Annotated in this window: 9 protein-coding genes and 1 pseudogene; 6 read left to right on the plus strand and 4 right to left on the minus strand. The window is 39.1% G+C overall.

From position 1 onward, the window contains the following. A partial coding sequence (locus tag H4J63_RS20135) for a hypothetical protein (protein ID WP_220467247.1) occupies positions 1-188 on the minus strand: 188 nt, incomplete at its 3' end. Positions 189-229: 41 nt separating this feature from the next. Here H4J63_RS20135 and H4J63_RS18710 point away from each other — a divergent pair. From H4J63_RS18710 to H4J63_RS18725, 4 genes are all read left to right on the plus strand, one after another. Further along, on the plus strand, positions 230-694 hold the full coding sequence (locus H4J63_RS18710) for an REP-associated tyrosine transposase (protein ID WP_076915317.1): 465 nt from the start codon (positions 230-232) through the stop codon (positions 692-694). A gap of 196 nt (positions 695-890) precedes the next feature. Beyond that, positions 891-1,634, plus strand: a complete 744-nt coding sequence (locus H4J63_RS18715) for a ferredoxin--NADP reductase (protein WP_182197949.1) — start codon at positions 891-893, stop codon at positions 1,632-1,634. Positions 1,635-1,885: 251 nt separating this feature from the next. Further along, positions 1,886-2,629, plus strand: coding sequence for a nuclear transport factor 2 family protein (locus H4J63_RS18720; protein ID WP_024599411.1), 744 nt, complete (start codon positions 1,886-1,888; stop codon positions 2,627-2,629). Positions 2,630-2,638: 9 nt separating this feature from the next. Next, positions 2,639-2,959, plus strand: a complete 321-nt coding sequence (locus tag H4J63_RS18725; protein ID WP_076924937.1) for a hypothetical protein — start codon at positions 2,639-2,641, stop codon at positions 2,957-2,959. Between the two features lie 496 nt (positions 2,960-3,455). On the opposite strand, the gene hemH is transcribed toward H4J63_RS18725, so the two are convergent. Further along, positions 3,456-4,475 (minus strand): ferrochelatase, encoded by a 1,020-nt coding sequence (hemH, locus tag H4J63_RS18730; protein ID WP_076924936.1) that lies wholly within the window; start codon positions 4,473-4,475, stop codon positions 3,456-3,458. A gap of 74 nt (positions 4,476-4,549) precedes the next feature. Next, complete coding sequence (locus H4J63_RS18735) at positions 4,550-5,878, minus strand: HD domain-containing phosphohydrolase (RefSeq protein WP_182197951.1); 1,329 nt, start codon at positions 5,876-5,878, stop codon at positions 4,550-4,552. A gap of 236 nt (positions 5,879-6,114) precedes the next feature. Here H4J63_RS18735 and H4J63_RS18740 point away from each other — a divergent pair, with 236 nt between their 5' ends. Then, positions 6,115-7,068, plus strand: a complete 954-nt coding sequence (locus H4J63_RS18740; RefSeq protein WP_182197952.1) for a sensor histidine kinase — start codon at positions 6,115-6,117, stop codon at positions 7,066-7,068. 254 nt (positions 7,069-7,322) lie between these two features. After that, positions 7,323-9,863 (plus strand): TonB-dependent siderophore receptor, encoded by a 2,541-nt coding sequence (locus tag H4J63_RS18745; protein ID WP_182197953.1) that lies wholly within the window; start codon positions 7,323-7,325, stop codon positions 9,861-9,863. Positions 9,864-10,276: 413 nt separating this feature from the next. Here the strand turns inward: H4J63_RS18745 and H4J63_RS18750 are convergent. Further along, positions 10,277-10,369: pseudogene (locus tag H4J63_RS18750) on the minus strand (IS5/IS1182 family transposase); the annotation flags it as partial.

Below are 10,369 nucleotides of genomic sequence, written 5' to 3' on the forward strand. Positions count from 1 at the left end.
AGCTCTACGCCACAAAACTTGACACTGTGGTTTGATTTAACTTGTAGACGTGCAGCTTGCTGGCGTTTAAAAGCAACGCTTTTACTATAGGTGGTTGAGTAATTAGAAGCTGCGCTTCTCGCGTGAGTAAGCTGTACGCCTACCGCCAAACCTAACGCCGTGGTTTTATTTAACTTGTCGTATAACACATTTTATCTATATTTATAAAAACCAATAAATTAAAATCTTTATGTATTCCTCTAAAAAGCTATTAACAGGACGTCACTCCTCAAAAAATAAATTTTACTCTGTGACAATATGTACAAAACAAAGAACTCCGTTATTTAAGAGCTTTGAAAATGCATGTATTGCCACAAGAGGTTTGGTTTATATGCAAAATAAGGTGAATACAATCTGCTATACCCTAATGCCAGATCATCTCCATTGGTTGTTTCAATTGAAAGATTTACCTCTTACTGACGTTGTAAGGCAATATAAAAGTATTACCACGGTGAACATTAATAAGTTTAATTGTTCTAATGGGCAAATTTGGCAGCAAAACTATTTTGAGCACCAGCTTAGAGCAGAAGATGATTTAATTAACCAAGCACGTTATATAATCGCTAACCCTTTACGCGCTGGGCTTGTGAATAAAGCTGAGGAGTATCCATTTTGGGATTGTGTTTATCTTTGTGATCATGAGTTAAGTAATTAGAAGCTTCACTTCTGACGTGAGCAAGCTCAACGTATACAGCATCGCAGAGCTAATTATTCACATTATTTTATTGGTAAATACTGCATACATCACTGCTTTAAATCTAGTCATATTCTCCTGTAAGTCTTTGTCACTTAATGCTAATGTTTATGGAGTGAGTTATTTAAAACTTTAATGGCTAAACCAAGAGGTAACTATGTCTAATTGGGTTGAAGCAACAGTAAAAAGCGTAACATGGTGGAGCGAAACGCTCTTTAGCTTAACCGTTAATGCTAATGTAGAACCGTTTAAAGCAGGGCAATTTACAAAGCTTTCTATAATGGATGGCGACAAGCGTATCGCTCGGGCTTACTCATATGTGAATGCCCCTGAAAACCCCGACCTCGAGTTTTACCTTATTAACATTATTGATGGTTTATTATCGCCGTGTTTAGCTAAATTACAGCCAGGCGAAACCGTACTTATAGAGCAACGCGCAACTGGTTTTTTTACCCTTGATGAAATACCACAAAGCGATCAGCTTTGGATGTTAGGTACTGGCACTGCCATAGGGCCTTTTTTATCAATATTACAACAGCCCGATGTGTGGAAAAAATACAAAAGCATAAACTTAGTACATGGCGTACGTTTTAATAACGATTTGAGCTATCAGGCACTTATTAACGAGCTATTACGACTGTACCCAGCACAACTTAACTATATTCCTGTTGTAAGTAGAGAAGAGCCATTGCAAGGCTTAAGTGGGCGAATTACTAGCGCTATTGAGAGCAACCGCTTGTTTGAACATGTAAAATTAAACCCAGAGCCTAGTAACGCGCAATTTATGATTTGCGGAAACCCACAAATGGTAAAAGACACAACCGCGCTACTTATCGATAAAAACTTTACGCGTAACCGCCGCAAAGCACCCGGTAACATTACAGTAGAGCAGTACTGGTAAGCTACAGTGGTGGTATTAACTACCCGATAACGTTAAAATTTGCTATGTTGCACCCTTATACCAATTTCATCAAAAATATGATCATTCTATCGCATTAAATAACTTACTAACTGCGTTAAAAATTATTCATATAGAACAACTATATGTCATAATTTTCGCCTTGTTATAGTGCTATTTTCTTAACGCTATAATAGGTTACTTATTTAATGCAATTGGTATTACACGTATTTAGTGTTCATTTTAGGAAAGTTATGAAACCGTTATCTATTATTTTTGCCTCGTTAATTACTACCGTTGCGCTTATTACTTACGCCGCAGAACAAAGCGAGCCAGAGCAAAAAGAGCAGCAAGTTGAAGCTCAAGCAAACGTTGAAAAACCGAAAGTTGAAGATGAGCAATCAACAACTCAGGCTAAAGCTGACGAGAAAGTAAATACGCTTGAATACAAAGCACCTGAGCTTAAAAAGCCAACAATTGATGCGACTAAACCAGACGATTCAAAAGTATTGGGTAACGAGCAGATTAAACCCACTGAAAAGCCTAAAAATAAAATAGAAAAAGCAGTGGCTGTAGCCGAAGCTGAAAAAGCAGTTACGCAAGCAAAAGAAGCGCTAACAGTTAAGCAGCAAACTAAAGCTAAGCAATCGCGCGAATCACTTGCGGTAGTAGAGCAGTTAGTTAAAGCCTATAACGCACGCAACATTGAAGAGTTTCTTCGTGTATATGCCGAAGATGTTGAGTTTTATATTTTCCCTAATGAGCTATTATTTAAAGGTAAAGAAAAACTAATAGAACGTTATGGGCTAATGTTTAAAAAGTTAAAGTGTATTCACTCATCACCCATTAAGCGCATAGTGCACGGTGATATAGTGATTGATCACGAACTATCAGAAACCTGTTCAACTGACGAAAACGTGATTGATAAACGCTCAGAACTTATTTCGAGCTACCAAATTAAAGATGGGAAAATAGTACGCGTACTGTTTTTTAGATAAAGGTTTTTAATGCAAATAAATGACGACAAAAAAATCCGCTTAATGTACCGCATTGAGCCCGGTTGCCTCGGCCCTAAAGGGGCTGAGCATGTTGAAGATTTTTGTCGTTTTGCAAATAAGCATATTAAGTCACCATTTTATGGCCAATTTGTATTTTTACCTCGTTACGATAAAACCATAGACGAGAGACAATATAGCGTTAACAGCCGTAATTTATCACTTGCTCAGGCTCGGGCTTATTTAAAACACTTTGATATTAATATTGAAGAATTTGAAGAACAGCTCGACGAGCTTCTCACCAAAGCGATTGATTTATATTTTAAACGATAGCATTGAATTGCTGTTGCTTAGGTATTCTCCCCCTCCACAATGCGTTTTTATGTATTTTAATTATTTTTTAAAAACTACGTTTTTACTCGCCAGAATGCTGCGCGTCTACGGTAAACATTGCATCGAATTTGACGTAATACGTTGTTTTGTAGACGTAGAGCTTGCTCACGTTAGAAGCGTAGCTTCTCCTTGTTTTGTGTATAGGGTTTGATACACATGTAGCTTAACAATTCTGTAAAAGCGTTGCTTTTAAACGCCAGCAAGCTGCACGTCTACAGGTGTTTATACCAAAGTTTAAGAGTATGACTTGTAGAGCACTTTCTTACACGAGAAGCACACCTTTTGATTACTTACTCACCTAAAAACTACGTTTTTACATGATGCCATGGCTGCCCCTCTACAACAAAATTTTAAAAGCCCTAAAAACAAAAAGCGGTGTTAATTTTAACACCGCTTAATGCGAAATATATTTAGCTATGTGCTTTAGTAAACCTGGTTACAACATAGGTTTTATAACATCAAACACAGCTTCTATATGGTCGTCTCTGTCGTTTAGTGCCGCTATGTAACGGTATTTTTCGCCGCCTGCGTTTTCGAATATTTCACGGTTTTCGCCTTCTAGCTCTTCAAGTGTTTCTAGGCAGTCGGCGCTAAAAGCAGGGCTAATAATAGCTACATCGGTAATACCTTCATCAGGTAAGGCTGCGAGAGTTGCGTCGGTGTAGGGCTTTAACCACTCGGCTTTACCAAATCGACTTTGAAAAGTACTAATTACTTTGTCTTTATCAAGGCCTAGTTTTTCGACAACTAAGCGTGTGGTTTGTAAACATAAGCAGTGGTACGGGTCGCCTCGCTCTAAAAACAATTTAGGCATACCGTGATACGAAAAAACAATTTTTTGTGGCATACCATTCGCTTCTAAATCCTCACTAATACTATTAGCAAGGGATTCAATGTAACGGGTATTTTTATGATAGCCATTAACAAAATGCAGCTCTGGCACCCAGCGCCATTTTCGCAGTACGCTCGATACGGCATCAAAGGTTGAGCCTGTAGTTGGGCTAGAATATTGCGGATACATTGGCAGTATAATAATACGCGTTAAGCCTTTATCTCGTAGCTCTTCAAGTCCTGCCTCTATTGAAGGATTGCCATAACGCATAGCCATTACCACTTCAGTATTTGTATACCCTTGCTCTTTTAATAAGGCATTTAGCTTTACGCTTTGTTGACGAGTAATGTGGGTAAGTGGTGAGCCGTTTTCGGTCCATATACTCTCGTATAATTTAGCCGAACGTTTAGGGCGTACCCGTAAAATAATGCCATGTAAAATTATCATCCATACCAAGCGTGGTATTTCTACAATGCGTGGATCTGATAAAAATTCGCGTAAATATGTACGAAGCGCAGCCGCTGTTGGTGCATCAGGGCTGCCTAAGTTAGTTAGCAGTATTCCCGTTTTTTGGTTAAAACGCCCATCATGGGGGTTGTCAGTAACCGCAGAAAATCGCGACACAGAGTGCTCCTTTAAGCAAATTCAATTATGTATTTTATGCACATTGTAACGAAAAAAACTGCCGTTTAGATCAATCATTTAGCAGTTTTAACCATTATTCTAAACGGGGTTGGCTTTTTAGATTCTAACTGTTGGAGTTTTTCTATCGATTTACTGCCAAATACGTGGCCTTTTGGCAGCAACATTATACCTGCATGGCTGTGCAGAGCATGGCCGAGTGTCATTTGCTCTTTGAGTTCATGGGCGTTACAAATTAGCACTGATCCTGCTGAACTTTTTTGTTCGTGTAGTTTGGCATGGCTTGCTTCAAGCGCACGTACAATTTTGGGATGATAAAACGAACCACTGTAAAGCTTTACACCTTCAAGTGCATCATCGTGGCGCTGCTTTTCATCGCTTGCATTGCTCTGCTCAAATGCATCCCAGTAATCGCGCGCTAACCCCAATACCATAGCTCCTATTGGTATGTCGTTTCCGGCAAGACCTTTGGGCATTCCATTACCGTTAAAACGTTCAAACTGATAATAAATAGCATCTGATAAATCGTGTAAATGTATTGCTGGCATTAGCATTAATTGTGCAGTACTTGGGTGAGTATAAAAGGTCTTACGTTGTTGCTCATTTAACCTGTTTAGCGGTTTTTTATAAAGCTCAGGGTCCATAGCAAGCAAACCTATTTGCGCTAAATAGCCAGCCATTGGAGCAAGATCAATGCTTTTTTGCGACAGGTTTAAATAAAGCGCTATTTGTGTACAGGTATTTGCAATGTTTTGTGCTTTGTTGCCGTCTAGGTAGGGGTTTGCGTTAATAAAATTATATAGTAACTCTACAGTTGATTTGTGCTCTTGTTTTTCACGCTCGTTGGCGTCTTCAAGCTTTTTTAAAACTTGTTTTATTTGTAAAGTACGTTTATCTACTCGCTGCTCTAACGTGTTGTTTAGCTCTAGCAGCTCTAGGTTTTGCGCCTTAACTTGTGCTTCTAACTTTTGATTTTGTTTTTTTAGCGCAAACTTTTCAAGGCTATCTTTAATGCTTCGAAGTAATAAGTCGTTTTGCCAAGGCTTTTGAATATAGCCATTTATTTGACCTTGGTTAACAGCCGCTAGGGTTGTTTGTATATCGGCGTAACCGGTTAACAAAATGCGTTGAGTGTCGGGCGCCAGCGCACGTGCTTTTTCTAAAAACTCGGCACCGTTCATTACCGGCATACGCATATCGCTAATAATTAAACCAAACTCATGATTTTTAAAAAGCGTTAGTGCACTTTGCGGGTTATCGCAAACAATAACCGACAGGCCATTTACTTCAAGTAGCCGTGTTAACGTGCGTAGTACTATTTCATCATCATCAATGCAAAGTACATCAATCTGATTTATTGGTGTGCTTGGTGTTACTTGAGTCATTGAGTCGCCTTTAAATTACTTCTGGTTAAATAATAGCTTAAAAAAATACTCTATGGTGTGTTTGTGCCTACCTTTTATATTAAGTGGTATTTACATAATGGAGTTATTAGCAATAAGTGGATAATTACTTATGCAAAATATTAGGCCTTGGCTGCACTAAAGTTGCAAATTTGCATACAGACGACTAAACGTTATGTATAAAGTTATGTATAAAGTTATCTATATGGATGAAAGGAATGAATGGATCAGATGGTAATTTTGAACGTGCTTTTTTAAACGAACAAAAGCTGCGCTTGGCCGCAGAACAATTACTTAAAGATAAAAGCACCGTTTTAGTTGCCATAAATAATGAATTACAAAAAAAAGTAGCCGATTTAGAACATCAACAAATGCTGTTTGTGCAAACTGAAAAAATGGCGACCTTAGGAACGCTTTGTGCAGGCGTAGCCCACGAAATAAATACCCCGCTTGCCTATGCAATGAGTAATATAGAAAGCTTACAAAACTCTACCCCTTTGCTCATCACGCTGCTAAAACTTAACGAGCAATACTTAAATAACGAAATTAAAGAGAGCCGTTTTAAACACGAAATCGACATACTCAATTTACAGTATCCGTATGCGTGGCTTTATAACAACTTACAGGGACAAGTTAACGACAGCGTTGAAGGACTCAAACGAATAAAACAAATTGTGCATGACTTATTAAACTTTGCTCACCCCACCTCTTCGCAAGATAAACAACTAACCGATATAACGACTGGCGCTAATAACGCTTTAAGATTATTGAGTAACAAACTTAAGTTATGCGAAATAAAAACACGCTTTGAACCACTACCACTTATTTGGTGCAATTTATCATCTATTAATCAGATTTTTGTAAATTTATTAATGAACGCTTGGCAAGCATGCGAGCTTGATTTAGAAAAAGGCTGCATTATTGAGGTGAGTATTTTTGAACAAGCCACAAATATATGTATTGAGGTAAAAGATAATGGCTGTGGAATGAGTGAAGACACAATAGCACATATGTTTGACCCTTTTTACACGACAAAAGAAGTCGGAAAAGGTACCGGCATGAGTATGACACTTGTATACGCTATGGTGAACGATCATGGTGGAAAAATAGAAGTTAACAGCACATTAGGGACAGGTACGACCATCCGCTGCCTATTACCTCTAAAAGTATAAACAAACGAGCAAAACCACATTGTAAATAAAAAGTTAACCAGCTAGCTTTTGAAGTTTAATGCTCTTTTAGCGCGTATTTTAACCAATTTGATGTTGTTTTTTCTTATCTTGAAGTTTATTTGCATACTTATACCAAATATTTCGTTTTTTTCATTTCTTTTTGTTTGCATATGTTGCTAGGATGTTTGCAACAGATTATGAGCATCATAACCACACACATATTATTAAGAATACAAAAAAACAGGGTCGTCACTATGTCAACATACCGTTTAAACACACTTGCTGTAGCCGTTGCTTTCGCGTTTAGCGCACCAAGCATTGTTAACGCTGAAGAAGCACCAGTGCAAGCTGCTAAAAACATAGAGCAAATATCTGTATTAGGATCGCGTGTATCTAACCGTACCTCTACAGAGTCTTCTTCTCCTATTGATTTAATTGACGCAGATGATTTAACTAAAGGTGGTTTTACCGAATTAGGCCAAAGCCTTCAAGCGACAGCGCCTTCATTTAACTTTTCGCGTACACAAGTATCAGACGGTTCAGATTTATTTAGACCCGCAACACTTCGTGGCTTACAACCAGATCAAACCCTTGTATTAGTAAATGGTAAACGTCGTCATAACCAATCAATTTTTGGCCTTAACGGTACTGTAGGTGCAGGCGCTGCGGGTACTGATATGAATGCCATTCCGCTAACAGCGCTTAAAGGCGTTGAAGTATTACGCGATGGCGCTGCAGCGCAGTATGGCTCTGATGCTATTGCAGGCGTAATTAACTTATCTCTTAATAACTCAACCGGTATTACAACGGGTTTTGTACAATACGGCGGCACAAGTGAAGGTGACGGCGATACAATTTCAGCAGGTTTAAACCGTGGTTTTGAATTAGGTAACGAAGGCGGCTTTATTAACCTATCGCTTGAGTACCGTGATGCCGACGGCACTAACCGTGCAGAGCGCGATACGGGTGGTTCGCTTAATGTTGAACCAGGTACACTAAGTGAAGATGTACGCTGGGGCCAAGGTAACTCAGAAAGTGAATTTACGTCGTTATTTTACAACATGGCATTACCTATGGGCGACGGCGAGCTTTACTCGTTTGGTGGCTACTCAGAGCGTACTGCACTAGGTAATGGTTTTTACCGTAACTTTAACGAAGCCTCTAAAAACGTAACTCAAGTATATAGTGATGGTTTTTTACCGCGCATATATAACGAAGCACAAGATATTTCAGTAGCGCTTGGTTTTAAAGGCGATATAAACACAGACTGGACTTATGATGTATCGGCTGTTTATGGCGAAAACCAATACGATTTTACATCACGTAATACATTAAACGCTTCTTACGCGGCTGAGTATTTATTTAATAACCCAAGTGCAAGCGATGCCGACATTGCAGCAAACGCAGGCCCTACTGGCGGTTACTCAGGTGGTTTTAGATTTGATCAAACAACGGTCAACCTTGATGTAAACGGTATTGTAGATATTGGCCGTAGTGAGCCTTTATATGTAACAGTAGGCGCCGAATACCGTAAAGAAAACTACGAAATAGTTGCAGGCGATGAAGCATCGTACGCGTGTGGTTTAGCAAATATGGATACATCGTACCCATCAGTAAACGATCCGGATCAATTTGCACAGTGTGGTTTTCAAGCTTATAACGGCCTACGCCCTGAAGCGGCTAACGACAGCGACCGTAACAGCTACGCAGTTTATGTAGACGTAGAAACCATGATCACAGATGCATGGAACGTAAGTGGTGCGCTACGTTATGAAGATTTCTCAGATGCTGGGGATGATTTAATTGGTAAATTAGCAACACGTTATGAATTTTCAGATGACTTTGCAGTACGTGGTGCAGTATCTACTGGTTTTAGAGCGCCATCACTTCAACAAAGTGGTTATACAGCCTTTACAACTAACTTAGGCTCAGACGGCACATTAACGCAGTCGTTCACGGCAAACACAGGGACCGCTTTCCCAAGTGCGTTAGGCGTAGATAGCTTAGAGCTTGAAACTTCAACAAACTACAGCGCAGGTTTTGTTTACGATGTAACAAGCGAGCTTTCGTTAACGGTTGATTTTTACCGCGTAGAAATTGAAGACCGTATTACACTTGGCAGCTTACTTAGCGCTGACGATGTATCGTTTAGCAGTGAAGCAGTTGCAGCGCTACAAGCAACGGGTGCAGTACAAGCTAACTACTTTTCAAACTCGGTTGATTCTACTACGCAGGGCGTTGATATTATTGCATCGTACCGTACAGACGTTGAAGGCGGTAATTTTGGTGTAACCTTTGCGGGTAACCTAAACGATACTAAAATTGACGGCGTAAATGCAGAAGACGGTATTCCTGAAGCAGTTGCATTTGACGACCTACAACGTAGCTTTTTTACAGACGGACAACCAAGTGAGCGTGCAACGCTTACCTTTGATTACGAGCGCGATGCATACACATCTACTATTCGCTTTAACTACTTTGGCGAAACAGACGTAAAATACTTTGGTAACGACCATATTTCATTACCTGGTGAGCTTTCGCCTACGGGGTCATTTAAACCAACAAGTACGGTTGAGTCTGCTGTGTTAGTTGATTTAAATGTTAGTTACCAAATTAATGACATGTTTGCGCTTTCGGTAGGTGCCGATAACGTATTTGACGAAACACCAGATGAATTAGGCGACGACGAAGTACTTAATTTTATCACCAACGGCGCATTTAAATACCCAGTACGTGCATTGCCATACGGCTTTGACGGCAGAACGTACTACGCAAAAGTAAGCTTTGGATTTTAATTAAAGCTAAAAACTATTTAACCTGAACTCTGGTTAAGAGATATACCAACATATTTTATTATGATGATATTTAAGCTTATTTCTCTAGCCAGAGGTTTTCAGTGAAAACAAGGCGAATTTACGCGTCAATAGCTAGCCTATTGCAAGTAAATTCAACGCAGTTAGCGCTGAAAATAGCTGCTAGAGATAGATTTATTATCCAGAGTTCAGGTTATCTATTAAGCGCGGTTATTAACTGCGCTTTTTTTATGCGTTTTTATTATTAAAATACGACCAAAAGAATGTTAAAAATACTTGCGCGGTTGAAAATTAAGCCTACAATCGCCATCTATTAAATAGGCTAATATAAAAGCCTCTTTATAATTTATTTTTAAATAATCAATTAGGGGCTGTTGATCTTTGTAGTACATATATCAATCAGCCCACATTGGTAGCCACATCATAGTAAATGCTAAAGCGAGCATTGAATGATAATTTCGTTCAAGCTTTTCATACCGCGTGGCTAT

This window comes from Pseudoalteromonas sp. 5Ae-yellow, assembly GCF_014077565.1.
Classification (GTDB): domain Bacteria; phylum Pseudomonadota; class Gammaproteobacteria; order Enterobacterales; family Alteromonadaceae; genus Pseudoalteromonas.